24 protein-coding genes and 1 tRNA gene are annotated in these 26527 nt (G+C 73.3%); 20 read left to right on the top strand and 5 right to left on the bottom strand.

Annotated features, from left to right (window positions below):
- Entirely contained in the window at positions 1 to 660 is a 660-nt protein-coding gene (locus NL142_RS11925; protein WP_194684816.1) for a methionine ABC transporter permease, read from the top strand.
- A gap of 37 nt (positions 661 to 697) precedes the next feature.
- Here NL142_RS11925 and NL142_RS11920 read toward each other — a convergent pair whose 3' ends face one another.
- On the bottom strand, positions 698 to 1600 hold the full coding sequence (locus tag NL142_RS11920) for a LysR family transcriptional regulator ArgP (RefSeq protein ID WP_435079752.1): 903 nt from the start codon (positions 1598 to 1600) through the stop codon (positions 698 to 700).
- 69 nt (positions 1601 to 1669) lie between these two features.
- Between NL142_RS11920 and NL142_RS11915 the strand changes: the two genes are divergently transcribed.
- Genes NL142_RS11915 through NL142_RS11905 form a run of 3 tightly spaced genes read left to right on the top strand, consistent with a single transcriptional unit; the run spans position 1670 to position 3859 of the window.
- The gene (locus tag NL142_RS11915) at positions 1670 to 2479 is read left to right on the top strand and encodes a LysE/ArgO family amino acid transporter (protein ID WP_435079750.1); all 810 of its coding nucleotides are present in this window, start codon (positions 1670 to 1672) and stop codon (positions 2477 to 2479) included.
- Positions 2480 to 2481: 2 nt separating this feature from the next.
- Entirely contained in the window at positions 2482 to 3495 is a 1014-nt protein-coding gene (locus NL142_RS11910) for an LLM class flavin-dependent oxidoreductase (RefSeq protein ID WP_435079748.1), read from the top strand.
- A 7-nt stretch (positions 3496 to 3502) separates the two neighbouring features.
- Entirely contained in the window at positions 3503 to 3859 is a 357-nt protein-coding gene (locus NL142_RS11905; RefSeq protein WP_435079746.1) for a TraR/DksA family transcriptional regulator, read from the top strand.
- 46 nt (positions 3860 to 3905) lie between these two features.
- Here the strand turns inward: NL142_RS11905 and NL142_RS11900 are convergent, their stop codons facing one another.
- The gene (locus tag NL142_RS11900; RefSeq protein WP_012038966.1) at positions 3906 to 4409 is read right to left on the bottom strand and encodes a MarR family winged helix-turn-helix transcriptional regulator; all 504 of its coding nucleotides are present in this window, start codon (positions 4407 to 4409) and stop codon (positions 3906 to 3908) included.
- Between the two features lie 51 nt (positions 4410 to 4460).
- Between NL142_RS11900 and NL142_RS11895 the strand changes: the two genes are divergently transcribed.
- The 4 genes from NL142_RS11895 (at position 4461) to NL142_RS11880 (ending at position 7589) form a co-directional block, all read left to right on the top strand.
- Positions 4461 to 4853, top strand: coding sequence for a hypothetical protein (locus tag NL142_RS11895; protein WP_435079744.1), 393 nt, complete (start codon positions 4461 to 4463; stop codon positions 4851 to 4853).
- 76 nt (positions 4854 to 4929) lie between these two features.
- Positions 4930 to 5004 (top strand) — tRNA-Gln (locus NL142_RS11890).
- A 48-nt stretch (positions 5005 to 5052) separates the two neighbouring features.
- A complete protein-coding gene (gene glmU / locus NL142_RS11885; protein WP_435079742.1) occupies positions 5053 to 6597 on the top strand; it encodes a bifunctional UDP-N-acetylglucosamine diphosphorylase/glucosamine-1-phosphate N-acetyltransferase GlmU in 1545 nt (514 codons plus the stop codon).
- A gap of 14 nt (positions 6598 to 6611) precedes the next feature.
- Complete coding sequence (locus NL142_RS11880) at positions 6612 to 7589, top strand: ribose-phosphate diphosphokinase (protein WP_012038964.1); 978 nt, start codon at positions 6612 to 6614, stop codon at positions 7587 to 7589.
- A 45-nt stretch (positions 7590 to 7634) separates the two neighbouring features.
- On the opposite strand, the gene NL142_RS11875 is transcribed toward NL142_RS11880, so the two are convergent.
- Both NL142_RS11875 and gndA read right to left on the bottom strand, forming a co-directional pair.
- Entirely contained in the window at positions 7635 to 8009 is a 375-nt protein-coding gene (locus NL142_RS11875) for a hypothetical protein (protein WP_194684808.1), read from the bottom strand.
- A 69-nt stretch (positions 8010 to 8078) separates the two neighbouring features.
- The gene (gndA, locus tag NL142_RS11870) at positions 8079 to 9533 is read right to left on the bottom strand and encodes an NADP-dependent phosphogluconate dehydrogenase (RefSeq protein WP_435079739.1); all 1455 of its coding nucleotides are present in this window, start codon (positions 9531 to 9533) and stop codon (positions 8079 to 8081) included.
- A gap of 83 nt (positions 9534 to 9616) precedes the next feature.
- Between gndA and NL142_RS11865 the strand changes: the two genes are divergently transcribed.
- The 4 genes from NL142_RS11865 to mfd all read left to right on the top strand — a co-directional run bounded on the left by NL142_RS11865 (position 9617) and on the right by mfd (position 16883).
- Entirely contained in the window at positions 9617 to 11608 is a 1992-nt protein-coding gene (locus NL142_RS11865) for a gluconokinase, GntK/IdnK-type (protein WP_435079737.1), read from the top strand.
- A 169-nt stretch (positions 11609 to 11777) separates the two neighbouring features.
- On the top strand, positions 11778 to 12422 hold the full coding sequence (locus NL142_RS11860; protein ID WP_194684806.1) for a 50S ribosomal protein L25/general stress protein Ctc: 645 nt from the start codon (positions 11778 to 11780) through the stop codon (positions 12420 to 12422).
- A gap of 152 nt (positions 12423 to 12574) precedes the next feature.
- On the top strand, positions 12575 to 13162 hold the full coding sequence (gene pth / locus NL142_RS11855; protein WP_043588674.1) for an aminoacyl-tRNA hydrolase: 588 nt from the start codon (positions 12575 to 12577) through the stop codon (positions 13160 to 13162).
- Positions 13163 to 13250: 88 nt separating this feature from the next.
- The gene (mfd, locus tag NL142_RS11850; protein ID WP_194684805.1) at positions 13251 to 16883 is read left to right on the top strand and encodes a transcription-repair coupling factor; all 3633 of its coding nucleotides are present in this window, start codon (positions 13251 to 13253) and stop codon (positions 16881 to 16883) included.
- A gap of 42 nt (positions 16884 to 16925) precedes the next feature.
- Here the strand turns inward: mfd and NL142_RS11845 are convergent, their stop codons facing one another.
- Positions 16926 to 18155 carry a Na+/H+ antiporter NhaA gene (locus NL142_RS11845; RefSeq protein ID WP_435079733.1) on the bottom strand — a complete coding sequence of 410 codons (1230 nt, stop codon included), beginning with the start codon at positions 18153 to 18155 and terminating at the stop codon, positions 16926 to 16928.
- A 106-nt stretch (positions 18156 to 18261) separates the two neighbouring features.
- Between NL142_RS11845 and NL142_RS11840 the strand changes: the two genes are divergently transcribed.
- The 8 genes from NL142_RS11840 to NL142_RS11805 all read left to right on the top strand — a co-directional run bounded on the left by NL142_RS11840 (position 18262) and on the right by NL142_RS11805 (position 26514).
- Positions 18262 to 19035, top strand: coding sequence for a nucleoside triphosphate pyrophosphohydrolase (locus NL142_RS11840; protein ID WP_435079731.1), 774 nt, complete (start codon positions 18262 to 18264; stop codon positions 19033 to 19035).
- A 154-nt stretch (positions 19036 to 19189) separates the two neighbouring features.
- Positions 19190 to 19831, top strand: coding sequence for a TetR/AcrR family transcriptional regulator (locus NL142_RS11835; RefSeq protein ID WP_435079729.1), 642 nt, complete (start codon positions 19190 to 19192; stop codon positions 19829 to 19831).
- 12 nt (positions 19832 to 19843) lie between these two features.
- The gene (hisS, locus tag NL142_RS11830; protein ID WP_435079727.1) at positions 19844 to 21151 is read left to right on the top strand and encodes a histidine--tRNA ligase; all 1308 of its coding nucleotides are present in this window, start codon (positions 19844 to 19846) and stop codon (positions 21149 to 21151) included.
- 115 nt (positions 21152 to 21266) lie between these two features.
- Positions 21267 to 22547, top strand: coding sequence for a phosphopyruvate hydratase (gene eno / locus NL142_RS11825; RefSeq protein ID WP_043588661.1), 1281 nt, complete (start codon positions 21267 to 21269; stop codon positions 22545 to 22547).
- 89 nt (positions 22548 to 22636) lie between these two features.
- Positions 22637 to 23197 (top strand): FtsB family cell division protein, encoded by a 561-nt coding sequence (locus tag NL142_RS11820; protein WP_435079725.1) that lies wholly within the window; start codon positions 22637 to 22639, stop codon positions 23195 to 23197.
- The gene (locus NL142_RS11815; RefSeq protein ID WP_194684799.1) at positions 23194 to 23709 is read left to right on the top strand and encodes a DUF501 domain-containing protein; all 516 of its coding nucleotides are present in this window, start codon (positions 23194 to 23196) and stop codon (positions 23707 to 23709) included. The genes NL142_RS11820 and NL142_RS11815 overlap by 4 nt, the downstream gene beginning before the upstream one ends.
- Complete coding sequence (locus tag NL142_RS11810; RefSeq protein ID WP_435079722.1) at positions 23706 to 24989, top strand: S8 family peptidase; 1284 nt, start codon at positions 23706 to 23708, stop codon at positions 24987 to 24989. The genes NL142_RS11815 and NL142_RS11810 overlap by 4 nt, the downstream gene beginning before the upstream one ends.
- A 37-nt stretch (positions 24990 to 25026) precedes the next feature.
- Positions 25027 to 26514, top strand: a complete 1488-nt coding sequence (locus NL142_RS11805) for an NAD(P)/FAD-dependent oxidoreductase (RefSeq protein ID WP_087197940.1) — start codon at positions 25027 to 25029, stop codon at positions 26512 to 26514.
- The last annotated feature ends 13 nt before the right edge of the window (positions 26515 to 26527 follow it).

The raw sequence follows: 26527 nt of genomic DNA, 5'->3' as shown, positions 1-26527 counted from the left end.
ATGGACGCGCTGACCCCGCTCCTGCCGCTCCTCGGCCGGTCGACGGTCGAGACGCTCGTGATGGTGCTGCTCACGCTCCTGTTCGGCGGGCTCGGCGGCCTGATCATGGGCCTCGGGCTCTACCTCACGCGCGCCAGCAGCCTGCTGCCGAACCGCGCCGTGTTCGCCGTCCTCAACCTGGTCGTCAACACCTTCCGGCCGATCCCGTTCGTGATCTTCCTGGTCGCGGCCCAGCCCCTCGCCCGCCTGGTCACGGGCAACGGCATCGGGCAGCCGGCGATCATCTTCACGCTGTCGCTGGGGGCGTCCTTCGCGATCAGCCGCATCGTGGAGCAGAACCTGCTCACCGTGCAGCCGGGCGTGATCGAGGCGGCGAGGTCCGTGGGCGCGAGCCCCGTGCGGATCATCTTCACGCTGCTGATCCCGGAGGCGCTCGGCCCGCTGATCCTCGGCTACACGTTCATCTTCGTCGGCATCGTCGACATGACGGCCGTCGCAGGGGCCATCGGCGCGGGCGGCCTCGGCAACTTCGCGATCGTCTACGGCTACCGGCAGTTCGAGCCGGTCGTGACGTGGTCGGCCGTGCTCATCATCATCGTGCTCGTGCAGGTGGTGCAGTTCGCCGGCAACCGGATGGCGCGGGCGGCGCTCCGACGCTGATCCGTCCGCGCGCCCGTCGCCCGCCGCGGCCGCCCCGCTATCGCAGGGAGGCGGCCGCGGCGCGCACGTGCCGGGTGAGGTCGGCGAGCACGGGGGAGTCGACGCTCCAGCGCTGCCAGTGCAGGGCCACGTCCACGTGGGATCCGGCGTCGAGCGGCACGAGCGCGCCCGACGCGACGAGCTCCTCGCTCTGCAGGTCGGGCAGCATGCCCCAGCCCATGCCGAGCGTGACCGCCGTGACGAACTCCGCGGACGACGGCACGTAGTGCCGCGGCTGTCCCGCGGACGCCCGACGGCCGCGCAGCCAGCGGTCCTGCATGGCGTCCTTGCGGTCGAACATCACGAGCGGCGCGACCGCGAGCGCGCTCGGAGTGGGACCGTCGGGCAGGTGCGCGGCGACGTAGGCGGGCGTCGCGAGCGCGCGGTACCGCATCCGGCCGAGGCGCTCCGAGGTGCAGCCCTGCACGGGGTCCTTCACGCTCGTGACGGCGGCCATCGCGGATCCGTCGCGCAGCAGGTCGAGGGAGTGGTGCTCGTCCTCGCGCAGCACCTCCACGGCCTGGCCGGTCTCGGCGGCCAGCGCCGCGAACGCGGGCAGCAGCCACGACGCGAGCGAGTCGCCGTTCACGACCACGGGCACGGCCGCCGTCCCCGCGCGGGGCGCGTCGCCGTCCCCGTCGCCCACGCCGAGCAGCCCGTCGAGGTCGCGCTCGAGCAGCAGCACCTGGCGCGCGTGGCGCAGCACGGCGTCGCCCGCCTCGGTGGTGGTCGCGGGTCGCGTGCGGCGGAGGAGGACGCGTCCTGCGCTGCGCTCGAGCGCCGTGATCCGCTGGCTCACGGCGGAGGGCGTGAGCCGGAGCGCCCGGGCGGCCGCGTCGAGCGTGCCCGTGTCGATGACGGCGGCCAAGGTGCGCAGGTGCTCGGTGCGGATGTCCATCATCAGCGATGCTAATGGTGCAGCAGGAACATGAGCTGGTCTGATGCGCGCTCGATGCCTAGCGTGGAGGCCATGCACCCGCTCGCGCACGCGCTCTCCGGCTTCGGACTCGGCTTCTCGCTCATCGCCGCGATCGGCGCGCAGAACGCCTTCATCCTCCGGCAAGGCACGCGGCGCGAGCACGTGCTCGTCGTCGTCCTCATCTGCGCGGTCTCCGACGTGATCCTGATCGGCCTCGGCGTCGCCGGCATCGGCGCGGTCATCGAGGCGGCGCCCGTCGCGATCGTCGTCATCAGGATCCTCGGCGCCTGCTTCCTCGCCGGCTACGCGGCGCTCTCGCTGCTGCGGGCCGTCGCACCGCAGGGCCTGGCCGTCGCCGTGTCCGCGCCCCGCGCGCTCGGCACCGTGGTGGCCGCGTGCCTCGCGCTCACCTGGCTGAACCCGCACGTGTACCTCGACACCGTGCTCCTCGTCGGATCCGTCGCGGCGGGCCACGGCGACGGCCGCTGGGCGTTCGGCCTCGGCGCGATGGTCGCCAGCTGCGTCTGGTTCACGCTCCTCGCGACGGCCGCCCGCGTCTTCGCGCCCGTGCTCGCCCGGCCGGCCGCCTGGCGCGTGCTCGACACCGTGATCGCCGGCGTGATGCTCGTGCTCGCCGTGCAGATCCTGCTGCCGCTCGTGCCGGCCGGGCTGGGGGAGGGGGCGCGGATCCTCGTCGCCACCGCGATCTGCGCCGCGCTCGCCGGCGCCGTGGCCGCGTGGTCGGTCGTGCGCCGTCGTCGCGCGGACGCCGCGCGTCGCGACGAGACGACGGCCGACGCGCCCGCCGCCCCCACCCCGGACGGGCTCGGAACACCGGAGGCGTCCGCGCTGTTGGGATGAGCATGACCGTCCCGCTCTCCATCCTCGACCTCGCCCCCATCGCCCCCGGGGAGACCGCCCGCGAAAGCTTCCAGGCCTCCGTCGCCCTCGCCCAGCAGGCCGAGCGGAGCGGCTACCGTCGCGTCTGGTACGCCGAGCACCACAACATGGCGTCGATCGCGTCCAGCGCGACGAGCGTGCTCATCGCCCACGTCGCCAGCCAGACGTCGACGATCCGGCTCGGGTCCGGTGGCGTCATGCTCCCGAACCACTCGCCGCTCACCATCGCGGAGCAGTTCGGCACGCTCGAGACGCTGCACCCGGGACGCATCGACCTCGGCCTCGGCCGCGCCCCCGGCAGCGACCAGGCCACCTTCCGCGCGCTCCGCCGCGACCCCGGGTCCTCGGACCGCTTCCCGGAGGACGTCGTCGAGCTGCAGGCCTTCCTCGCCGGCGAGAGCCAGGTGCCCGGCGTGTCCGCTACGCCCGGCGCCGGCACGCGCGTCCCCCTCTACATCCTCGGATCCTCGACGTTCGGCGCCCAGCTGGCCGCGGCCCTCGGCCTGCCCTTCGCCTTCGCCTCGCACTTCGCGCCCGACATGCTGCTCGACGCCATCGCGATCTACCGCCGCGACTTCCGCCCGTCGGAGCAGCTCGACGCGCCGTACGCGATCGCCGGCATCAACGCGATCGCGGCCGACGACCGCGCCGACGCCGAGCGCCAGTTCGCCGGCGTCCGCCGGGCGCGCCTGATGATGCTGCTCCGCCAGAGCGGCCAGATCCCGGCCACTCAGACGTTCACCGACGACGAGCTCGACCGGCTCCTCGAGGCCCCGGTCGGCGCGCACGTCGCCAGCATGATGACCTACACGGCGGTCGGCACCGGCGCCGAGGTCTCCGACTACGCGAACCGGTTCGCGGAGCAGGCGGGCGTCGACGAGGTCATCGTCGGGCACGCGTCGCAGCGGACGCCCGACCGCCTCCGCTCGGTCGAGCTCATGGCGGACGCGCACGCGCTCGTCCCCGTCGCCGCGTAGCCGGCCGGTGGCCGACGACGCCGCGGCCGCTCCGGCGGACCCGCGCGCGGCCCTGGAGGCGGTGCGCGCCGACACGCTCGCGCTCATCCGCGGCCTCGACCGCGACGTGGCGGCGATCGTCGAGGCCCGCCAGGACGCGAACTCCGACGACGAGCACGACCCCGAGGGCGCGACCCTCGCCTTCGAGCGCTCGCAGTCCGACGCGATGATCCGCGAGGCGCGCGTGCGCCTCGCCGACGTCGACGCCGCGGTCGCGCGACTCGACGCGGGCACCTACGGCCGGTGCGAGGTCTGCGGCGAGGCGATCCCCGCGGGCCGGCTCGAGATCCGCCCGGCCGCGCGCCGCTGCGTCGCGCACGCCTGAGCCGTCCGTCCGTCCGTCCGGCCGGCCGGCCGGCGCGCGTCGGGGGTCAGGCCCCGTCGTCGTCGAGGTCGAGGATCAGCTGCCGCAGCAGCCCCGCGAGCACGTCGCGGTCGGCCGCGGGCAGGGTCTCGAGCAGCTCCGCCTCCTCGGCGACGAGCCGGGTGATCGCGGTGTCGACGCGCGTGCGGCCCGCGTCCGACATGACCACGAGGATCCCGCGCCCGTCGTGCGGATCCGTCCGCCGCTCCACGAGCCCGCGCGCCACGAGCCGGTCGATGCGGTTGGTCATGGTCCCGGAGGAGACGAGCGTCTGCTGCAGGAGGGCCTTGGGGCTCAGCTGGTAGGGATCGCCCGCCCGTCGCAGCGCCGACAGCACGTCGAACTCCCACGACTCGAGCTCCGACTCCTGGAACGCCGAGCGCCGGGCGCGCTCCAGCAGACGCGACAGGCGGCCGACGCGCGACAGAACCTCGAGCGGGGAGAAGTCGAGGTCGGGCCGCTCGCGCCGCCACGCGTCGACGATGCGGTCGACCTCGTCGCGGCTGGGCATCCCCCCATCATGCCGGTCCGGGGCTCCCGCCCGGTCGCTAGCGTGGGGGACGTGGCCGGCCTCCCCTCCATCCGCTCCGTCATGCCGTGGTGGTTCGTGGCCGGGGCCGCGCTGGCCCTCCTCGTCGCCCTCGTCCTCGTCCCGGTCGCGAACCTCGGTCTGGTGCTGCCGATGTGGGGCGCCCTCGTCGGCACGACGATCCGCGACCGCCGACGCGGCGCCGAGCCCATGACCCCGTCGCAGGAGGCCCTCGTCGCGGCGGTGCTGACGCCGCTCCTGCTCGGGATCGCCGCCCTCGCCAGCCAGCTGTGGCCCTTCCAGCAGGGCGCGTCCGACGCGCGCGTGCTCGTCGGCGGGGCCGTCGGGCTCGCGGTCGGCGGCGCGCTCCTCCTGGTGCTGCGGATCCGCGGTATCCTCCGCCGGCGCCGCGCGCGCGGCGCCTGAGCGCCCGCCGCGTCCCGGTCTCCGCGTCCGGGCACCTCTGGCAGACTCGTCCTGCGCACGGCCGGACCGTGAGCGGTCCGCCTTGGTGTAACGGCAGCACTTCAGCCTTTGGAGCTGTGAGGTCCAGGTTCGAATCCTGGGGGCGGAGCCACGCCCGCCGGCCGCGCCGGACAGACGCACGAGGATCAGGGAGATCGCCATGACCGACTCAGACATCACGCCGACGACCCGCGAGATCCCCATCGTGACGGGCGAGCTCGACGTCGACGGCGAGCCGCGCAGCCCCTCCATCGCCGTCGTGATCCTCGCCGCCGGCCAGGGCACCCGCATGCGCTCGCGCCTCCCCAAGGTCCTGCACCCGCTCGCCGGCCTGCCTCTCGTCGGCCACGTGCTCGCGACCGCGGAGGAGCTCGGCGCGCGCCACATCGTCACGGTCGTGCGCCACGACCGCGACCAGGTCGTCGAGGTCGTGCGCGCGCTGTCGCCGCAGGCCCTCGTGGTCGACCAGGACGAGATCCCCGGCACCGGCCGCGCGGTCGAGGTGGGCATCACGGCCCTGCCCGACGGCTTCACCGGCCAGGTCGTCGTGCTCTCGGGCGACGTGCCGCTGCTCGACGCCGCCACGCTCCGCTCGCTCGTCTCCGCCCACCGCCAGGCGCGCAACGACCTCACGCTCCTCACCGCCCGACTCGACGACCCGACCGGCAACGGCCGCATCATCCGCGGCCAGGACGGCGCGTTCGAGGCCATCGTCGAGCAGAAGGACGCGACCGGCGAGCAGCTCCGCATCGACGAGGTCAACGCGGGCGTCTACGTCTTCGACGCCGAGGCGCTCCGGCAGACGCTCGGCGCCATCGGCACCGACAACGCGCAGCGCGAGAAGTACCTCACCGACGCGGCCGACGTGATCCGCCGCGCGGGCGGCGCCATCGAGGGCCTCCCTGTCCGCGACAGCTGGCTCGTCGCCGGCATCAACGACCGCGTCCAGCTCACGGCCGCGGCCACCGAGCTGAACGCGCGCATCATCCGCCGCTGGCAGCTCGCGGGCGTGACGATCCAGGATCCGCGCACCACCTGGATCGACGTCAAGGCCACGCTCGCCGCCGACGTCACGGTCCTCCCGGGCACCCAGATCCTCGGCGCATCCACGGTCGCCGCGGGCGCGACCGTCGGCCCCGACACCACCCTCCGCGACACCGAGGTCGGCGAGGACGCGACCGTCCGCCGCACCGACGCGGAGCTGGCCGTCATCGGCGCCCGCGCGACGGTCGGCCCGTTCTCCTTCCTGCGACCCGGCACGCGCCTCGGCGACGACGGCAAGATCGGCGCCTACGTCGAGACGAAGAACGTCGAGATCGGCGCGGGCAGCAAGGTCCCGCACCTCAGCTACGTGGGCGACGCGACCATCGGCGCGCACACCAACATCGGCGCTGGCGCGGTCTTCGCCAACTACGACGGCGTCTCCAAGCACCGCACGGAGGTCGGCGACCACGTGCACCTCGGCTCGCGGAACGTCCTCGTCGCACCGGTTAGGATCGGTACCGGCTCCTACACGGGTGCCGGTGCCGTCATCCGCAAGGACGTCCCGCCCGGCGCACTCGGCATCTCGGTGGCGCCGCAACGCAACATGGTCGGCTGGACCGAGGCGAAGCGACCGGGCACCCCCGAGGCCCGGGCCGCCGTCGAGGCGGCCGAGGGGCACCAGGACGATCCGTCCGGGACCGAGCACACCGAGCAGCACTGACGAGACGGAGTCCCGTGTCCGCAATCAAGACCGCCGGAGAGAAGCGGCTCGTGATCGTCACCGGTCGCGCGCACCCCGAGCTCGCCGAGCAGATCGCCGAGGAGCTCGAGACGACCCTCGTGCACACCGACGCGCGGACCTTCGCCAACGGCGAGCTCTACATCCGGTACGACGAGAGCGTCCGCGGCAGCGACGCGTTCGTCATCCAGTCGCACACCGCGCCCATCAACGAGTGGCTCATGGAGCAGCTCATCATGGTCGACGCGATGAAGCGGGCCTCCGCCAAGCGGATCACCGTGGTCGCCCCGTTCTACCCCTACGCCCGGCAGGACAAGAAGGGCCGCGGCCGCGAGCCGATCTCCGCCCGCCTCGTCGCCGACCTGTTCAAGGCCGCAGGCGCCGACCGCATCATGTCGGTGGACCTGCACGCCGCGCAGATCCAGGGCTTCTTCGACGGCCCCGTCGACCACCTCTTCGCGATGCCCGTGCTCCTCGAGCACATGCGCTCCGTGCTCGACTCCAAGACCCTCACGGTCGTCTCGCCCGACATGGGTCGCGTGCGCGTCGCCGACATCTGGAGCGACAAGCTCGGCGCGCCGCTCGCCATCATCCACAAGCGCCGCGACCCGAAGGTGCACAACCAGGTCACCGTCCACGAGATCGTCGGCGACGTCGCCGGCCGCGTGTGCCTCCTGGTGGACGACCTGATCGACACCGGCCGCACCATCGTCTCGGCGGCCGAGGCCCTGAAGAAGAACGGCGCCACGGGTGTCGTCGTCGCGGCCACGCACGCGGTCTTCTCCGACCCCGCCACGCAGATCCTCGACAGCCCGCACATCGACTCGGTCGTGGTCACCGACACGCTGCCGATCCCCGAGGACAAGCGCTGGGACAAGCTCACGGTGCTGCCCATCGCGCCGCTGCTGGCCCGTGCGATCCACGAGGTGTTCGACGACGGATCCGTCACGAGCATGTTCGACGGCGCGGCGTAGTCCCCAGCACCGCGGTCCGGGCCGGCGGCTCGGGCGCCCGGGGGATCAGTCCCGGGAGTTCCGCTCGACGACCTCGCGCGCGACGCGGCCGGAGGGGATGAGCCCGAGCGACACGATGTGCTCGTCGCCGCCGAAGGCGTACCTCGTGTAGCACTCGTAGCCCACGCCGCCTGGGCCGAAGAGCTGGAACCGCACCTCGTATGAGGGGGAGTCGGGCCGCTCGTACGCGACGAAGTCGGCGCAGGCCATGTCGGCCGTGCTGGCGCCCACGCGCACCATGGTGACGACGCCGGGGAGCAGCAGGCTCACGATCCCGACCACGACGACCACCCGCATCACGACGAGCGTGCGCTTGCTGCGCAGGCTCCGCGGGCGGTGCGGCTCGTAGCCCGCGAGCTCGGGGTGCTCGTCCTCGTCCATCCGCCCCAGTGTGACAGACGCCCCGCCGCCCACGAGGGGCGGCGGGGCGTCGGCGACGGTCGGTGGACGCTAGTGCGTGTCCTCCGCCTCGACCTCGGAGCGGTCGCCGGACCACAGCGTGTGGAAGGTGCCCTCCTTGTCGGTGCGGTGGTACGTGTGCGCGCCGAAGAAGTCGCGCTGGCCCTGCACCAGGGCGGCGGGCAGGCGCTCGGAGGCGAGCGAGTCGTAGTAGCTCAGCGCCGACGCGAAGCCGGGCACCGGGATCCCCGACAGCGCGGCGACCGAGACGACACGGCGCCAGGCCTGCTCGCCGTCGGCGACGGCCTTGGCGAAGTACGGGTCCTCGAGCAGCGTCGCGAGACCGGAGTCCTTCTCGTACGCCTCGACGATCCGGTTGAGGAACTGGGCGCGGATGATGCAGCCGCCGCGCCAGATCTCCGCGACCTTGCCCTTGTCGATGTCCCAGCCGTACTCCTTCGCGCCCGCGATGATCGCGTCGAAGCCCTGCGCGTACGCGACGACCTTGCTCGCGTAGAGCGCGGCGCGCACGTCGTCCTCGAAGGTGTCGCCGCCCGACTGGATCTCCGGACGGCTCGTGATCGTGGCCTGCACGGCCTTCCGCTGCTCGGGCTTCGACGACACGGCGCGCGCGAACACGGCCTCCGCGATCCCGCCCACCGGCACGCCGAGGCCCACCGCGTTCTGCACGGTCCAGACGCCCGTGCCCTTGGATCCGGCCTGGTCGACGATGACGTCGACGAGCGGCTTGCCCGTGGCGGCGTCCTTCTGGCGGAGCACCTCGGCGGTGATCTCGATGAGGTACGACTCGAGGTCGCCCCCGTTCCACTCCTCGAACACGTCCGCGATGGCGTCCGGCTCGTGGCCGCCGACCCGGCGCAGCAGGTCGAAGGACTCCGCGATGAGCTGCATGTCCGCGTACTCGATGCCGTTGTGGATCATCTTCACGAAGTGGCCGGCGCCGTCGGTGCCGATGTGGGTCACGCAGGGCTTGCCCTCCGCGACCGCGGCGATCGACTCGAGGATCGGGCCGAGCGTCTCGTACGCCTCGGCCGTGCCGCCCGGCATGATGCTCGGGCCCTTGAGCGCGCCCTCCTCGCCGCCGGAGATGCCGGCGCCGACGAAGTGGAGGCCCTTCGCGCGGACCTCCTTCTCGCGGCGGATCGTGTCGGTGAACAGCGCGTTGCCGCCGTCGACGATGATGTCGCCCTCCTCGAACGCCTCGGTCAGCTGCTCGATGACGGCGTCGGTGCCGCGCCCGGCCTTGACCATGATGATCGCGGTGCGGGGGCGCTGCAGCGACGCGGCGAACTCCTCGATCGAGGTCGCGGCGACGAAGCCCGCCTCGGGGTGCTCCTCGACGAGGTCGGTGGTCTTCTGGGTCGTGCGGTTGTACACCGCGACCGTGTTGCCCTCGCGGCTGGCGAGGTTCCGGGCGAGGTTCGACCCCATCACCGCGAGCCCCACCACCCCGATGTTCGCCGTGGCCTGCTGGTCATCTGACATCTGATGCCTCCTTGTCGACAGTCGTCATCAGGCTACGCCCGGGCCCCCGACCGTCAGCGGGGCGTCGGGGAGCGTCTCGTAGGATGGACGAGCGCACCCACACGGTCGCGCCGCACGAGTTCCTCACCGAACCGCAGGGAGTGATCCGCATCGACGCCGTCCGCCCGTTCCCGCCCGTGATCGTGATGGGGGTCTCCGGATCCGGGAAGTCGACGGTGGGCGAGCTGCTCGCGCAGGATGCCGGCGTCCCCTTCATCGACGGCGACGACCTCCACCCGGAGGCCAACCGCCGCAAGATGGCCGAGGGCCACTTGCTCGACGACGACGACCGCCGGCCCTGGCTGGAGGAGGTCGGCCGCGTGCTCGCCGGGCGCCCCGATGGCGGACCCGTCGTCGCGTGCAGCGCGCTGAAGCGCTCCTACCGCGACATCCTCCGCGCCGCCGCGCCCGACGCCGTCTTCGTGCACCTGGCCGGCGACCACGATCTCCTGGCGGAGCGCCTCGGCGGCCGCGAGGGCCACTTCATGCCGTCGAGCCTCCTCGCGTCGCAGCTGCGCACGCTCGAGCCGCTCGGCGACGACGAGCAGGGCATCACGCTCGACATCACCGACGATCCCGTCGCGCTCGCCGACGCGGCCGTCCGCGAGCTGCTGCCGGGAGGACGCACGGCGTCGCCCGGCCGGGTCGACGACGCGCCGGCCACCGCGACCGAGCCCGCCGCCGCGGTGCCCGAGGCGGACGTCCCCGCGGTCGTCCGGGAGGCGCGGTCGGAGGCCGACGTGCCGCGCGCCGCCGTGCACCGCGCCGACGCGGCACCGTCCGCGGGCCAGGAGGGCGCCCCCGCGGCGGCCGTCCACGAGCCCATCCGGGTCGCGATCGTCGGCTGCGGCGTCATCGGCACGCACCACGCGCGCGTGCTCGCCGAGCACCCCGAGTTCCGCGTCGCCGCGCTCGTGGACGTCACGGCCGCCACCGCCGACGAGCTAGCCGACGTGGTGGTCGACGAGCTGCACGCCGACCGCCCGCGCGTCTTCGCGCACCTCGGCGACATGATCCGCGAGGACGCCGCAGAGCTCGTCGTGATCTGCACGCCGAGCGGCCTGCACATCGGCCTCGCCGAGGAGGCGCTCGCCGCCGGCCTCCACGTCGTCATCGAGAAGCCGCTCGACGTGGACCTGGCGCGCGGCCGCCGCATCGCCGAGCTCGCGCGCGAGGCCGCCGGGCGGGGGATCCTCTCGACCGTCATCAGCCAGCACCGCTTCAACCCGTCGAGCGTGATCGTCGACCGCGCCGTGCGCTCCGGCCGCCTCGGCCGCCTCACCACCGCGGTCGCCAGCGCGCCGTGGTGGCGCAGCCAGGGCTTCTACGACTCCGGCCACTGGCGCGGCACGTGGGACCTCGACGGCGGCGGCGCGCTGATGAACCAGGGCGTGCACACGCTCGACCTCCTCGTCTCCTACCTCGGCCGCCCGGTCGAGGTGTACGCGCAGACCGCGCTGCTCGCGCACGACGGCATCGAGGTCGAGGACGTCGCGGTCGCCGTGATCCGCTTCGCCTCCGGCGCGCTCGCGACCCTGCAGGCGACCACCGCCGGCTACCCGGGCCTCGACACCCGCGTGCAGGTGCAGGGCACGCGCGGATCCGCCGTGATCGAGGCCGGCTCCCTCACCTACTTCCACGCGGCGCCCGAGTCGGGCGTGCCCGCTCAGGCCGACGTGCGCAACGACGCCGAGCTCGAGATCCACGCCGCGGACCTCCCGCGCTCGCCGCGCCTCGACAACACGTACCTCGAGGGCCACTACCGCCAGTACGACGACATCGCCGACGCCCTGCGCTCGGGCCGACCGGCCGGGGTCACGGTCGACGACGCCTTCCTGTCGCTCGCGACCGTGGTGAGCGTCTACGTCTCGGCCACGCTCGGCGCGCCGGTCGCGTTCGAGGACGTCGTCGACGGCGTGCACGACGGCCTGCGCCTCCGGGTCGGCCAGTCCACGCCGCCCGCGCCGGGGTCCCCGTCTCCGGCGGCCGCACCGGACGCGCCCGACGCGTCGACCGTGGACCCGTCCGTCCGGTAGCATCGGGGGTTGAACTTCGGCGAGGGATCGCAGGAGCCGCGCGCGAGCGCGGCGGCGGTCCGTTATCGACGCGGTGGACGGGGCTCGCACCTCATTCCTCACGCGCAAGCGTTCGAGCAGACACAGACACACGACGCGAGCCCTCACGGGCCGCAATTGGAGCGACATCATGGTTGACAACAACCTCTCCGCGGAGCTGCGCACGCAGTTCGGCAAGGGCGCGGCCCGCAAGATCCGCGCGATCGGCAAGATCCCCGCCGTCATCTACGGCCACGGCACCGACCCGCAGCACGTCACGCTGCCGGGCCACGAGCTCATGCTCATCATCCGCAAGGCCAACCAGATCATCACGCTCGACATCGCGGGCACGCCCCAGCTGGTGCTCGTGAAGGACGTCCAGAAGGACCCCGTGCGCCAGATCATCGAGCACGTCGACCTCATCGTCGTCCGCCAGGGCGAGCGCGTCGAGGTCGAGGTCCCGATCCACGTCGAGGGCGAGTCCTACCCGGGCACGATCCACAACCTCGAGTACACGTCCATCACGGTCGACGTAGAGGCCACCCACATCCCGGAGCGCTTCGTCGTCTCCATCGAGGGCTTCGAGGAGGGCACGCAGATCACGGCCGGCCAGGTCGACCTGCCCGCCGGCGCGACGCTCGTCACCGACCCCGAGACCCTCGTGCTCGCGATCTCCGTGCCGCAGCTCGACCTCACGACCGACGCGGTCGACGAGGACGTCGTGGCCGAGGGCGACGCCGAGGTCGGCGTCACCGACGACGGCGCCACGGGCGACCAGTCCGGCGACGACAAGTAGCACCTGCCGCGGCCCTGGCCGCACATGCACCACCAGAACGACCAGCACGACCAGCACCACGGAGCCCGTCGGCCGCCGTCCGGGACACCGGCAGCGGCCGGCGGGCTCCGCGCATCCGCCCCGGATGCGATCGACGGACGAGGAGAGCGCACGTGGACGACCGGACCCTGCTCGTGGTCGGCCTCGGCAACCCCGGCCCGCAGTACGCGGGCACGCGGCACAACGTCGGCCAGATGGCGCTCGACGTCCTCGCCGACCGGATGCGCGCCACGTTCCGCTCGCACCGCGCCAACGCGCAGGTCGCGGAGGGGCGGGCGGTGCCCGGCGGTCCGAAGCTCATCCTCGCGAAGCCGAGCTCGTTCATGAACCTGTCCGGCGGGCCGGTCGCGAACCTCCTCAAGTACTTCTCGCTCGAGCCCGCGCAGCTCGTGGTCGCGCACGACGAGCTCGACATCCCGTTCGACTCGATGAAGCTCAAGCAGGGCGGCGGGCACGGGGGCCACAACGGGATCCGCGACATCATCTCCTCCGCGGGCACGGGCGACTTCACGCGCGTCCGCATCGGCATCGGGCGCCCGCCCGGTCGCCAGGACGCCGCCGACTTCGTGCTGAAGCCCTTCTCCTCCACGGAGCGGCAGGTCCTGCCCAACGTGCTGGAGGACGCGGCCGACGCCATCGAGATGATCGCCTCCGACGGCCTCATCGCGGCGCAGCTGCGGTTCCACACCGCCGCGTCCTGATCCGCCCGGCCGGCTCGGTCTGCGCGTCCCGCGTCCGCCCTCGGCGGACGACGGCGAGCGCGTCGGTGGCGGCGCGTACGATCATCTGGTGATCCTCCAGGGCTTGATCCCGGCGCTCTCGCGCGCCTCCACGTTCGACGACGCCCTCGCATCGGCCTCCCGCGACGCCGACTTCTCCCTCACCGAGGGGCTCCAGGGGCCGCTGCTCGCGGGGCTCCTGCGCCAGCGCATCCAGCGCGGCATCCCGGGGTGCCTGCTCGTCGTCACCGCCACCGGTCGGGAGTCCGAGGGCATGCGTCGCAGCCTCGACGCCGTGCTGCCGGACGCCGAGATCCTCGAGTTCCCGGCATGGGAGACGCTGCCGCACGAGCGGCTCAGCCCGAGCGCGGAGATCGTGGGCAAGCGGATCCACGCGCTGCGCCGCATGGAGCAGTGGCACGCCGCGCTCGGCCAGGGTGCGCGCGAGGTGCCCGCCGACCAGGTGCGCCCGCTCGTCATCGTCGCCTCGGTGCGCGCGGCCCTCCAGCCCGTCGCCGACAACCTCACCGAGCTCGCGCCCGTGCAGCTCGCCACCGGCAGCCGCGGCCACGACCTCTCCGAGCTCGCCGTCCGGCTCGTCGACCTCGCCTACTCGCGCGTCGACATGGTCACGCGCCGCGGCGAGTTCGCGGTGCGCGGCGGCATCCTCGACGTCTTCCCGCCCGTCTCCGACCACCCCGTGCGCGTCGAGTTCTTCGGCGACGAGGTCGACCAGATGCGGCCGTTCGCCGTCGCGGACCAGCGGTCGCTCGAGGAGGAGATCACCTCGGTCGAGCTGCCGCCGAGCCGCGAGCTGCTGCTGAGCGCGCCCGTGCGCCAGCGCGCCCGCGAGATGCAGCACGAGTTCCCCAACCTGCAGCAGATGCTCGCGAAGATCGCCGAGGGCATCCCGGTGGAGGGCATGGAGTCGCTCGCCCCCGCGCTCGTCGACCGGCTGGTCCCCGTCACCCACTACCTGCCGGTGGACGCGGCCATCGCCGTCGTCTCGCCCGAGCGCGTGTCCACGCGGGCCCAGAGCCTCGCCGACACGAACCGCGAGTTCCTCGACGCCGCGTGGAACGCCGCCACCGCGGGCGCGCAGGCGCCCATCGACCTCGCGTCCGGGGACTTCCTCTCGCTCGGACGCCTGCGCGACGCGCGCGGCCCGCGCCGCTGGTGGACCCTCTCGGGCTTCCAGGCCACCGACGTGCTGCCGGAGGACCTCGGGATCGACGAGGTCATGACCGTGCGCATCCAGGCGGATCCCGTGCCGAGCTTCGCGGGCAACGCCGACGGCGCCATCGAGCACGTGCGCCAGCGCCTCGCCGACGGGTGGAGCGTGGGCGTCGTGGCCCAGGGATCCGGCCTGGTCGAGCGCGCCGACACCGTGCTCCGCGAGGCGGGCGTCCCGGCGCGCGTGGTCGAGGAGTTCCCCGCGGAGCCCGAGCCGGGCATCGCCTACCTGCTCCGCTCCGCCATCGACGCGGGCTTCGAGATGCCCGAGGTCAAGCTCGCGCTCCTCACCGAGAGCGAGTTCTACGGGCGCGCGGCCGGCTACGACAGCCGCCAGGTCAAGAAGCTCGCCACGCGCCGCAAGAACGTGGTGGATCCGCTGCAGCTCAAGCCCGGCGACCACGTCGTGCACACCACGCACGGCATCGGGAGGTTCGTCGAGCTCACGCAGCGCGAGGTCTCCTCGGGCGGCCGCAACGCCGTGAAGACCCGGCGCGAGTACCTCGTCATCGAGTACGCGCCCTCCAAGCGCGGCTACCCGGGCGACAAGCTCTTCGTGCCCACCGACCAGCTCGACCTCCTCAGCCGCTACGTCGGCGGGGAGGAGCCCGCCCTCAGCAAGATGGGCGGCAGCGACTGGGCCGCCGCGAAGGGTAAGGCGCGCCGCGCCGTCCGCGACATCGCGGTCGAGCTCGTGAAGCTCTACTCCGCGCGCATGGCGTCGCGCGGGCACTCCTTCCCGCCGGACACCCCCTGGCAGCGCGAGCTCGAGGAGGCGTTCCCCTTCATGGAGACGCCCGACCAGCTCACCGTCATCGACGAGGTCAAGCGCGACATGGAGAGCCCCATCCCCATGGACCGCCTCGTCTCGGGCGACGTCGGGTTCGGCAAGACCGAGATCGCCGTGCGCGCCGCGTTCAAGGCCGTGCAGGACGGCAAGCAGGTCGTGATGCTCGTGCCCACGACGCTGCTCGTGAAGCAGCACTTCGAGACCTTCTCGGAGCGCTTCGCCGGGTTCCCCGTGCACCTGCGCCAGCTCAGCCGCTTCCAGTCGGAGAAGGAGTCGCGCGAGACCGTCAAGGGCCTCGAGGACGGCTCGGTCGACGTCGTCATCGGCACCCACCGCCTGCTCACGGGCAACATCGCGTTCAAGGACGTGGGGCTCGTCATCATCGACGAGGAGCAGCGGTTCGGCGTCGAGCACAAGGACGCGCTGAAGAAGCTCAAGGCCAACGTCGACATCCTCGCGATGTCGGCCACGCCGATCCCGCGCACGCTCGAGATGGCGGTCACGGGCATCCGCGAGATGTCGACGCTCGCGACGCCGCCGGAGGACCGGCACCCGATCCTCACCTTCGTGGGCCCGAACAGCGAGAAGCAGATCGCGGCCGCCATCCGGCGCGAGCTGCTGCGCGAGGGCCAGGTGTTCTTCGTGCACAACCGCGTGTCGAGCATCAACCGGGTCGCCTCGGAGCTGGCGGAGCTCGTGCCCGAGGCGCGCGTCGCCGTGGCCCACGGCAAGATGAGCGAGGCGATGCTCGAGCAGGTCATCGTCGACTTCTGGGAGCGCAAGTTCGACGTGCTCGTGTCGACCACCATCATCGAGACCGGCCTCGACATCGCGAACGCGAACACGCTCATCATCGACCGGGCCGACAAGTACGGGCTCAGCCAGCTGCACCAGCTGCGCGGGCGCGTCGGCCGCGGGCGGGAGCGCGCCTACGCGTACTTCCTCTACGACGCCGACAAGCCCCTGTCCGAGACGGCGCACGACCGCCTGTCCACCATCGCGGCGAACAACGAGCTGGGATCCGGCATGCAGGTCGCGCTCAAGGACCTCGAGATCCGCGGCGCGGGCAACCTGCTGGGCGGCGAGCAGTCCGGCCACATCCAGGGCGTGGGCTTCGACCTCTACCTGCGCATGATCGGCGAGGCCGTCTCCACCTTCCGCGGCGATGTCGCGGAGGGCCAGACCGAGCTGCGGCTCGAGCTGCCGGTGGACGCCCACATCCCCGAGGAGTACGTCGACAGCGAGCGGCTGCGCCTGGAGGCGTACCAGAAGCTGTCCACCGCGGCGTCGCCCACGGCGACCGACGACCAGATCGACCGGGTCATCGAGGAGCTGTCCGACCGCTACGGCGAGCCGCCCGTGGAGGTCGACAACCTGGTGCGGGTGTCGCGCCTGCGTCGCGTCGCCCAGCGGGCCGGGCTCAGCGAGGTCGTCGCGATGGGGCCGAACCTGCGCATCGCGCCGGCCGACCTCGCCGACAGCAAGCAGGTGCGCCTGCAGCGCATGTACCCGGGCAGCAAGCTGTTCGCGCAGACGAACGCGGTGACCGTGCCCCTGCCGAAGCGCGACGGCGAGCCGCTGCCCGACGCCGAGCTCGTGGACTGGGTGCGGCAGCTGCTCGACGCCGTGTTCACGGTGGAGCAGGCGCCGGCCGCGAAGGAGTCCGCGCCCAAGGCGTGATCGGCGGTGGGCCGGTCGGCGCGGGCGCGATCCGGTCGGCGCCTAGGTGCGGGCCGGTCCGCTGTCCGCGTGGGCCGGGAAGTCGTCCCGCGTCGCGTCGTCGTCATCAGCGCCGTCGCCGGCCTGGCGTGCCCGGCGGCTGCGGATCGACAGCGTGACGGCCGCCGCGACGATCGCGACGCCGGATCCGAGCAGGACCGCGAGCGTGCCCTCGTCGCGCACCTCGCCGAGGCCCGCGAACGCGAGCTCGCTCATCAGCAGCGACACCGTGAAGCCGATGCCGCCGAGGAGCGATACGGTTACGAGGTCGGGTACGGCGAGCCCGCCCGCGGATCCGCGGCGCCGCGCGACCCACGCGCCGAGCAGCCCGCCCGCCGTGATCCCCACGAGCTTCCCGAGCGGCAGCGCGAGCGCGATGCCCCAGAAGGCGGGCGCGAGCTCCGCCAGGCCGATCTCGGGGATCGCCACGAGCGCCGCGGAGAACGCGAACAGCGGCAGGACGATCCCGTTGGAGACGGGCTCCAGCGCGTGCGCGGCGCGGAGCCCGGAGAGGCGGGGGAGCGCGAAGCCGAGGGCGACGCCCGCGATGGTGGCGTGGATGCCGGAGGAGAGCGTCGCCCACCAGGTCACCAGGGCGATGAGCACCAGCAGCGCGACCACGGCGATCCGCGCGGCGCCCGTGCGCCCGACGCCGAGCCGCCCGACCACCGCGAACAGCACGACGCCCGCGACCGCGAGGGCGAGCGCGCCCAGGTCGAGGTCGGTCGTGAAGAAGACCGCGATGATCCCGATGGCGATGAGGTCGTCGAGCACGGCCAGCGCGAGGAGGAACACGCGCACGGCCGCGGGCAGGCCGCGGCCGAACACCGCGAGGACGCCCAGCGCGAAGGCGATGTCGGTCGCGGTCGGCACGGGCCAGCCGCGCTCGAAGCCGCTGCCCGCGGTGATCGCGAGGTAGACGCCCGCGGGCACCACGACGCCGCCGACCGCCGCGATGGCCGGGACGAGCGCCGCGGAGACGCTGTTGAGCCCGCCGGCCAGGAACTCGTGCTTGAGCTCGACCGCGACGATGAAGAAGAAGACGACGAGCAGCCCGTCGCTGACCCAGTGCCGGAGCGACAGGTCGACGCCGATCGCGGGGATCGCCAGGTGCCCGTCGGCCCACGCGAGGAGGCCGGGCCCGGCAGGTGTGTTCGCGACGACGAGGCCGACGACGGCGGCGAGCAGCAGGAGCCCGGCGGCGACGCGCTCGGAGCGGATGAGGGAGGTCATGGGGCCTTCCGGGGTCGGGGGAGAGGGAGACGGTCACCCGCCGCCGACCAGACTTCCCGGCACACCGACCCTCAGCCTACCGGCGGCCCGGTGCGAGGATGGCGGGATGATCGAGCCCGCGTCCCCGTCCGCATCCGCCGCCGAATCGGGATCCGACGCCGCGTCCGCCGCCGTCGCGGACCTGGCCGCCGCGATGGCCGTCCTCCGCGCCCCCGACGGCTGCGCCTGGAACCGGGAGATGACGCACCGGACCCTCGTCCCGTACCTCCTCGAGGAGAGCCACGAGCTCGTCGAGGCCATCGAGACCGACGACGTGCCCGGCATGCGCGAGGAGCTCGCGGACGTGCTCCTCCAGGTCGTCTTCCACGCCGACATCGCGCGCACGGAGGGCGAGGGGTTCGACCTCGCCGACGTCGCCCGCACCGCCACGGAGAAGATGGTGCGCCGCCACCCGCACGTCTTCGGTGACGAGCGCGCCGACACCGTCGAGGAGGTGCTGCGCGTCTGGGGCGCCGCCAAGGACCGGGAGAAGGCGGCGCGCACGAGCGTCGTCGACGGGATCCCGATGGGCATGCCGTCCCTCGCGCTCGCCGACAAGCTGCTCGGCCGGGCGGAGCGCGTCGGCCTGCTGGAGGCTGGCGCGCCGGCCGCGATCCCCGTCGACGACGAGGACGACCTCGGCCGCCTGCTGCTCGCGGTCGTGGTCTCGGCGAGGTCGCGCGGCCTCGACGCGGAGCGCGCGCTGCGGACGACGCTGCGGTCGCTGACGGCGGAGATCCGGACGGCGGAGATCCCGGCGGCGGAGGAGCCCGACGACGGTGGGACCGGCGACGGGACCGACGCCGACGACGCATCCCCCGGCGCGGGCCGGACCGCCTGAGGCGAGCTCCGGCCCGCGGGGGCATCGCCCGGGATTTACCCGATCCCGAGCGGCCGCGTCCGTCGCCTCCACCCGAAGGAGACGGCGGACAGACCTGGGCGATCACACGGTAACGGCCTTCGCCGCACGTCCATCACGGTTGTTATGGTGAGGCGTGGCAGCCCCGGATCCGCACCGCCGCCAGGACCTGCTGGCCCACATCCTCGACCACCTGCGCGCGCACCCGCTCCAGTCGGTGACCTTCCGCGGCCTCGCCGACGCCCTCGGCGAGAGCACCTTCGTGCTCGTCTACCACTTCGGGTCCAAGGAGCGGCTGCTCGAGGCCGCGATGGACGCCATCGACCACCGGCAGGCGGAGATGGTGGAGGGCGATCCGCGCGAGATCGGACCCGGCGAGCTCCGCGAGTGGATCACTCGGGCCTGGAGCTGGCGCCTCACCGACGTCAACCGCGACTTCCAGCGCCTCGAGTTCGAGGCCGCCCTCCTGCGCACGCGCGACGGCGTCGTCCGGCCGCACGCCATCGCGAGCGTCTCCGCGTGGCGCCGGTTCGGGCTCGAGTGGATGCGCGCCCACGGCGTCCCCGAGGAGGTCGCCCTCGACACGGCCGAACTCCTGCAGGCCGGGTCCTACGGCCTCCAGTTCGACTTCGTGATCTCGGGCGACCGCGACCGGGCCATGCGCGGCTTCGAGGCGCTCATCGACGCGTTCACCCCGCGCATCCAGCCGTGGCTCGACCTCGCCGCGGGCCCGGGGGCGCCCGGTGCCCCCGGGGCGGGGACGCCGCCCGCCGCCTGACAGAATCGGGGGATGCCCCAGCAGATCACGCCGCCCCGCGGCATGCGCGACTTCCTGCCCGCCGAGAAGGCCCGCCGCGAGCAGGCGCTCGCCATCATCCGCCGCACCTACCGCGCGCACGGCTTCGACGAGATCGAGACCCCCGTGGTCGAGGAGTCCGGACGGCTGCACGCGGGCCTCGGCGGCGACAACGAGAAGCTCGCCTACTCGGTCCTGAAGCGCGGCCTCTCGGGCGACGACCTGCACGCGGCCGCCGACGCCGGCGACGTGCTCGCCCTCTCCGACCTCGGGCTCCGCTTCGACCTCACGGTGCCGCTCGCGCGCTTCTACGCCTCGCACCGCGCGGAGCTGCCGGGCGTCTTCCGGTCGATCCAGGCCGCGCCCGTCTGGCGTGCCGAGCGCCCGCAGAAGGGCCGCTACCGCCAGTTCATGCAGTGCGACATCGACATCATCGGCGAGGCCGGGCAGCTGGCCGAGGTCGAGCTGATCTCCGCCACCGCCGCCACGCTCGCCGCCCTCGGGCTCACGGGCTGCACCATCCGCGTGAACGACCGGCGCATCCTCCGCGGGATCCTCGACGCGTGCGGGTTCGCGCCCGACCGCCAGGCGCAGGCGCTCATCAGCATCGACAAGCTCGACAAGATCGGCGCCGCGGGCGTCGTGGCCGAGCTCGCCGAGGGAGGGGCGGACGCGGCGGCGGTCCTCGGCGGGATCCTCGAGCGCATCGAGCCCGCGCTCGCGGACGGCGGCGTGCCGCTCACGGCCGAGGCGATCACCGGCATCCTCCCCGCGGGCGTCGACCCCGACGCGGTCGCCGACCTCGAGACCCTGGCGGATGCGCTCGTCGGCCTCCCCGACGGCGTCACGCTCCGCTTCGACCCGACCCTCGTCCGCGGCATGGGCTACTACACGGGCACGATCTTCGAGATCGCGCACCCCGCCTCCGGCAGCTCGGTCGGCGGCGGCGGCCGCTACGACGGCATGATCGGCCGCTTCCTCGGCCAGGACGTGCCGGCGGCCGGCTTCTCCATCGGCTTCGAGCGCATCGTCGACCTGGCCGTGCTGCCCACGGCGGAGGACGCCGACGCCATCGCGCTCGTGCACGACCGGCGGACCCCGGTCCAGGTGCTCGCGCGCCTCAAGGCCGAGCTCGTCGCGTCCGGTCGTCGCGTGCGGCTGGAGCCGCGCCCGAAGAACGTCGCGCCGCTCCTCGAGGCGCTCAAGCAGCAGGGATTCCGAACGTTCGCCTCCGTCGACGCCGACACGGCGGACGCCGCCTCCCTCCAGGAGCGCCCGCTCGACGGCGGCCCGCGCGGCTGATCCGTCACCTGCGCGACACCTGCGCGCGGGCCTCGCCGCCCGCGGCCCGGAATGACCCCGCGGCTAGGATGGACCCGACTTCCCACCCCTCACCGCAACGCAAGGAGACCATTCCGTGGCAGCCATCGAAGCAGTCAACGCACGCGAGATCCTCGACTCCCGGGGCAACCCGACCGTCGAGGTCGAGGTGCTCCTGGAGGACGGCACGTTCACGCGCGCCGCCGTCCCCTCCGGCGCATCCACCGGTGCATTCGAGGCGTACGAGCTGCGCGACGGCGACGCGGGCCGCTACCTGGGCAAGGGCGTCCAGAAGGCCGTCGCCGCCGTCGTCGACGAGATCGGCCCGGCCATCCAGGACCTCGACGCCGCGGACCAGCGCATCATCGACGCCACGATGATCGAGCTCGACGGCACCGAGAACAAGTCCCGCCTCGGCGCCAACGCGCTCCTCGGCGTCTCCCTCGCGGTCGCGAAGGCCGCGGCCGACTCGGCCGAGCTGCCCCTGTACCGCTACCTCGGCGGCCCGAACGCGCACACGCTGCCCGTCCCCATGCTCAACGTCATCAACGGCGGCTCGCACGCGGACACCAACGTCGACATCCAGGAGTTCATGCTCCTGCCCGTCGGCGCGTCCACCTTCTCCGAGGGCCTGCGCTGGGGCGTCGAGACGTACCACGCGCTCAAGAGCCTGCTGAAGAAGAAGGGCCTCTCCACCGGCCTCGGCGACGAGGGCGGCTTCGCGCCGAACCTCGACAGCAACCGCGCCGCGCTCGACCTGCTCATGGAGGCCATCGACTCCGCGGGCTTCACGGCCGGCAAGCAGATCGCGCTCGGCCTCGACGTCGCGTCCAGCGAGTTCTTCTCCGACGGCGCGTACACGTTCGAGGGCCAGAAGGTGGATGCGGCGCACCTCACCGCGTACTTCGCCGACCTCGTCGCGTCCTACCCCCTCATCACCATCGAGGACCCGCTGGACGAGGACGACTGGGCCGGCTACGACCACTTCACCGCCGAGCTCGGCTCCAAGGTGCAGATCGTCGGCGACGACCTCTTCGTCACGAACCCGAAGCGCCTCGCCGACGGCATCACGCGCGGCGTCGCCAACTCGATCCTCGTGAAGGTCAACCAGATCGGCACGCTCACCGAGACGCTCGACGCCGTCAGCCTCGCGCAGCGCAGCGGCTACACGACGGTGCTCTCGCACCGCTCCGGCGAGACCGAGGACACGACCATCGCCGACCTCGCGGTCGCGGTGGACGCGGGCCAGATCAAGACCGGCGCCCCCGCCCGCAGCGAGCGCGTCGCGAAGTACAACCAGCTCCTCCGCATCGAGCAGGACCTCGGCGCCGCCGCGGTCTACGCCGGCCGCAGCGCCTTCCCGCGCTTCCAGGCCTGATCAGGCCGATCCGCCCGCGCCCACCCGGCGCGGGCGGATCGCCGTTCCACCACCCCCGCACGACCCGACCCGCACACGAAGGAGGACCGATGGCCCGCTTCCCCGGCCTCGACACCCTCCGCGCCCGCCGCGCTCCGCGTCCGCGCGCCGAGCGCGTCCCCGTGGCGCTGCCCGACGGCGACGCCCCCGCGGGCAACTGGCTCCGCAGCATGCGCTTCTCCGGCTTCTCCGTCATGGTGCTCGTGCTGCTCGTCCTCACGGTCGTGGTGCTCGCCCCGGGCCTCCGCATCTACCTCGAGCAGCGGCAGCAGCTCAGCAGCCTGCAGAGCGCGGTGGACGCCCAGAAGGGCACCATCGCCCAGCTCCAGGACCAGCGCGCCCGCTACGACGACCCCGCCTTCCTCAAGGCGCAGGTGCGCGACCGCCTCTTCTACGTCATGCCCGGCGAGACGAGCTACCTCGTCCGCGGGCTGCCCGCCGCGACAGGCGACGCCGCCACCACCACGCCCGATGGCGCGCCCATCAGCGCCGACCTCCAGGAGACGAAGCAGGACTGGGTGCAGGCCCTGCTCGGATCCGCGCTCACCAGCGCCCTCAGCGACACCCCGCCCGACCAGCTCCAGGGATCCGTCCAGGGAGGCGACCAGTGACCCGACCCCCCTTCGACCCGCCCTCCGAGCGCGACGTGGCCGTCGTCACCGCCCAGCTCGGCCGCCCCGCGCGCGACGTGGTCGGCATCGCCGCCCGCTGCGTCTGCGGCAACCCCACCGTCGTGAGCACGGCGCCGCGCCTCACCGACGGCACGCCGTTCCCCACGCTCTACTACCTGTGCCACCCCGCGGCCACCGCCGCCATCTCGCACCTCGAGGCCGAGCACGTCATGGCCGAGCTGCAGGACGACCTCGCGGAGGACGAGGCGCTGCGCGACGCGTACGCCGCCGCCCACGCGTCCTACCTCGCCGACCGCGAGTCGATCCTCGTGGTGCCCGAGCTCGCGGGCGTCTCCGCGGGAGGCATGCCCGTGCGCGTGAAGTGCCTGCACGCGCTCGCGGGCCACGCGCTCGCCGCGGGTCCCGGCGTGAACCCCATCGGCGACATCGCGCTGGCCCGGGCCTCCTGGTCGCCGGACGTCTGCGAGTGCGCCGACCCCGACGCGGCATGATGCCCGCGCCAGGTGCGCGCGCGTCGACCCGGCCCGGGCGCCGTTTCACGCGAACGATCGCCGTCGGGATCCTCGCCCTCGCCGCCGCGCTCACCGCGGCGACGCCCGCCCAGGCGGATCCCGTCCGTGAGCGCGAGTACTGGCTCGCCGACTACGGCATCGAGCAGGCGTGGCAGACCACCCGCGGCGAGGGCGTGAAGATCGCCGTCATCGACACGGGCGTCGACGCCTCGGTCGCCGACCTGCGCGGCGCGGTCGCGGGCGGCACGGACGTCTCGGGCGTCGGATCCGCGGACGGCACGAAACCCGTCGGCGCCTCGAGCGAGCACGGCACCATGGTCGCGTCGCTCCTCGCCGGCCGCGGCACGGGCACCGGATCCGGCGTGATCGGCGTCGCCCCGGCCGCGAACGTCCTCAGCGTCTCGGTCGCGCTCGGCGGCCCGACGCCCGGCGCGCGCGACGAGGACGCGCAGATCGCCGACGCCGTGCGCTGGGCCGTCGACAACGGCGCGAGCGTCATCAACATGTCCCTCACGCGCAACTCGCTCGACTGGCCGGAGAGCTGGGACCGCGCCTTCCTCTACGCCTACGAGCACGACGTCGTGGTCGTCGCGGCGGCCGGCAACCGGGGGAGCGGCACGACCGAGGTGGGCGCGCCCGCCACCATCCCCGGCGTGCTCGCGGTCGCGGGCGTCGACCGCTCGGGCGCCGCGAGCTTCGACGCGTCGTCGCAGGGCATCACCATCGCGGTGGCCGCGCCCAGCGAGCAGCTCGTGGGCGTGGAGCCCGGCGGACGCTACGTGCAGTGGAGCGGCACGAGCGGCGCCGCACCCCTCGTCTCCGGCGTGGTCGCGCTCGTGCGGGCCGCGCATCCGGAGCTCAAGGCCGACGACGTGGTGGAGCGCGTGCTCGCGACCGCACGGCAGAAGGGCCAGCCGGAGATCTACGGCCGCGGGCTCGTCGACGCGGCCGCCGCCGTGACGGCCGACGTCGCGCCCGCGAGCGGCAAGCCCCTGGGCGACCTCGAGGAGTGGGTGCGCCTCTACCGCCGCGCGCCCGCCGCGACGCCGGATCCGGCCGCGTCCGCCACCCCGGACCCCGCGCCCGCGGTGCCCGCCGACGGCCCCACCGCCGACCCCGAGGCCGGCGCGCTGCCGACCGTCGGCGCGCTCCGCGACGTGGGGATCCCGGCCCTCGTCCTCTCCGTCTTCGCGGCGCTCGCGGCGGCCATGGCCGTCGTCGCATCGCGGCATTTCAGGCGGTTGCTCCGGAAGGGGTAGCCTGATTTCGACCACAACCTGCAGGGAGTCATCCATCGTGCCCAAAATCCTGATCGTCGGCGGCGGCTACGCCGGTTTCTACACGGCATGGAAGCTCGAGTCGCACCTCCGATCCGGCGAGGCCGAGGTCACCATGGTCGACCCGCTGCCGTACATGACGTACCAGCCGTTCCTGCCCGAGGTGGTCTCCGGATCCATCGAGCCCCGCCACGCGGTCGTCTCGCAGCGGCGCCACCTCCGCACCACCAACGTCGTCACGGCGAAGGTCACCGGCATCGACCACGCGTCGAAGACCGCGACCATCACGCCGCCCGTGGGCGAGCCCTACGAGTTCGCGTACGACATCATCGTCGTCACCGCGGGCAGCGTCTCGCGCACGTTCCCGATCCCTGGCGTCGCGGACGAGGCCATCGGCCTGAAGACGATCGAGGAGGCCGTCGCCATCCGCGACCGCATCTTCGCCAACTTCGACCGCGCGGCCACGCTGCCCGCGGGCCCCGAGCGCGAGCGCCTCCTCACCTTCGTGGTGGTCGGCGGCGGCTTCGCCGGCATCGAGGTCTTCGCCGAGATGCGCAGCATCGCGACCGACCTCGTGAAGAAGTACCCCGAGATCGACTTCGAGGACACGCACTTCCACCTCATCGAGGCGATGGGCCGCATCATGCCCGAGGTGTCGCTCGAGACGAGCCACTGGGTGCTGAAGAACCTCGCCGAGCGCGGCGCGCTCGTTCACCTCGACACGCAGCTCAAGTCCGCCGTCGGCGGCGTCGTCGAGCTGTCGACCGGCGAGTCCTTCGAGTCCGACGTCATCGTCTGGACCGCGGGCGTCATGGCCAGCCCCATGCTCAAGAACACCGACTTGCCGATCGAGGAGCGCGGGCGCCTGCGCGTGCGCGCCGACGGTCGGGTCGAGGGCGACGACGGCATCGTGGCGGACGCCTGGGGCGCCGGCGACGTGGCGGCCACCCCCGACCTCACGGGTGGCGGCGTCGGCGGCTTCTGCGTGCCCAACGCGCAGCACGCCGTCCGCCAGGGCAAGCTCATGGCGAAGAACCTCACCGCGAGCCTCCGCGGCGAGGGGATCACCGACTACTTCCACAAGAACCTCGGCGCCGTCGCGGGCCTGGGCCTGTACCAGGGCGCGTTCCAGTCCGGGAAGCTCGGCATCACCGGCTTCCCCGCATGGGTCATGCACCGCGGCTACCACGGCCTCGCGATCCCGTCCTTCGAGCGCAAGGCGCGCGTCGTCACCGGCTGGGTGAACAACCTCGTCTGGGGCCGCGACATCGTCTCGCTCGAGGCGCGCGAGACCCCGCGCACCGCGTTCGAGACCTTCGCGTCGCGCCCGCGTCCCGCCGCGGACGCCGCGCCGGCCGCTCCCGTGAAGAAGGAGGAGGCGCCCGCTAAGAAGGCCGCCGACGACAAGGCCGACGCGCCCACCGAGGGCGAGAAGTCCCCGGCGCTCGCGGGCAGCTACAGCTCGGCACCCGGCGCGGAGAACGCGGACGAGAAGCCCTCGGCCTGATCCACCCGCACCA

This window comes from Clavibacter quasicaliforniensis, from assembly GCF_051201715.1.
GTDB classification, from domain to species: Bacteria; Actinomycetota; Actinomycetes; order Actinomycetales; family Microbacteriaceae; genus Clavibacter; species Clavibacter seminis.
Note: the sequence above shows the minus strand (reverse complement) of the source record. Positions and strands in the feature narration are given on the sequence as shown.

Bases quoted from the DNA above. Each gene is read 5' to 3' on its own strand.
- NL142_RS11925 (WP_194684816.1), top strand. From the start codon at position 1: ATGGACGCGCTGACCCCGCTCCTGCCGCTCCTCGGCCGGTCGACGGTC.
- NL142_RS11920 (WP_435079752.1), bottom strand. From the start codon at position 1,600: ATGATGGACATCCGCACCGAGCACCTGCGCACCTTGGCCGCCGTCATC.
- NL142_RS11915 (WP_435079750.1), top strand. From the start codon at position 1,670: ATGCACCCGCTCGCGCACGCGCTCTCCGGCTTCGGACTCGGCTTCTCG.
- NL142_RS11910 (WP_435079748.1), top strand. From the start codon at position 2,482: ATGACCGTCCCGCTCTCCATCCTCGACCTCGCCCCCATCGCCCCCGGG.
- NL142_RS11900 (WP_012038966.1), bottom strand. From the start codon at position 4,409: ATGCCCAGCCGCGACGAGGTCGACCGCATCGTCGACGCGTGGCGGCGC.
- glmU (WP_435079742.1), top strand. From the start codon at position 5,053: ATGACCGACTCAGACATCACGCCGACGACCCGCGAGATCCCCATCGTG.
- NL142_RS11875 (WP_194684808.1), bottom strand. From the start codon at position 8,009: ATGGACGAGGACGAGCACCCCGAGCTCGCGGGCTACGAGCCGCACCGC.
- gndA (WP_435079739.1), bottom strand. From the start codon at position 9,533: ATGTCAGATGACCAGCAGGCCACGGCGAACATCGGGGTGGTGGGGCTC.
- NL142_RS11865 (WP_435079737.1), top strand. From the start codon at position 9,617: ATGGACGAGCGCACCCACACGGTCGCGCCGCACGAGTTCCTCACCGAA.
- NL142_RS11860 (WP_194684806.1), top strand. From the start codon at position 11,778: ATGGTTGACAACAACCTCTCCGCGGAGCTGCGCACGCAGTTCGGCAAG.
- NL142_RS11845 (WP_435079733.1), bottom strand. From the start codon at position 18,155: ATGACCTCCCTCATCCGCTCCGAGCGCGTCGCCGCCGGGCTCCTGCTG.
- NL142_RS11840 (WP_435079731.1), top strand. From the start codon at position 18,262: ATGATCGAGCCCGCGTCCCCGTCCGCATCCGCCGCCGAATCGGGATCC.
- hisS (WP_435079727.1), top strand. From the start codon at position 19,844: ATGCCCCAGCAGATCACGCCGCCCCGCGGCATGCGCGACTTCCTGCCC.
- NL142_RS11820 (WP_435079725.1), top strand. From the start codon at position 22,637: ATGGCCCGCTTCCCCGGCCTCGACACCCTCCGCGCCCGCCGCGCTCCG.
- NL142_RS11810 (WP_435079722.1), top strand. From the start codon at position 23,706: ATGATGCCCGCGCCAGGTGCGCGCGCGTCGACCCGGCCCGGGCGCCGT.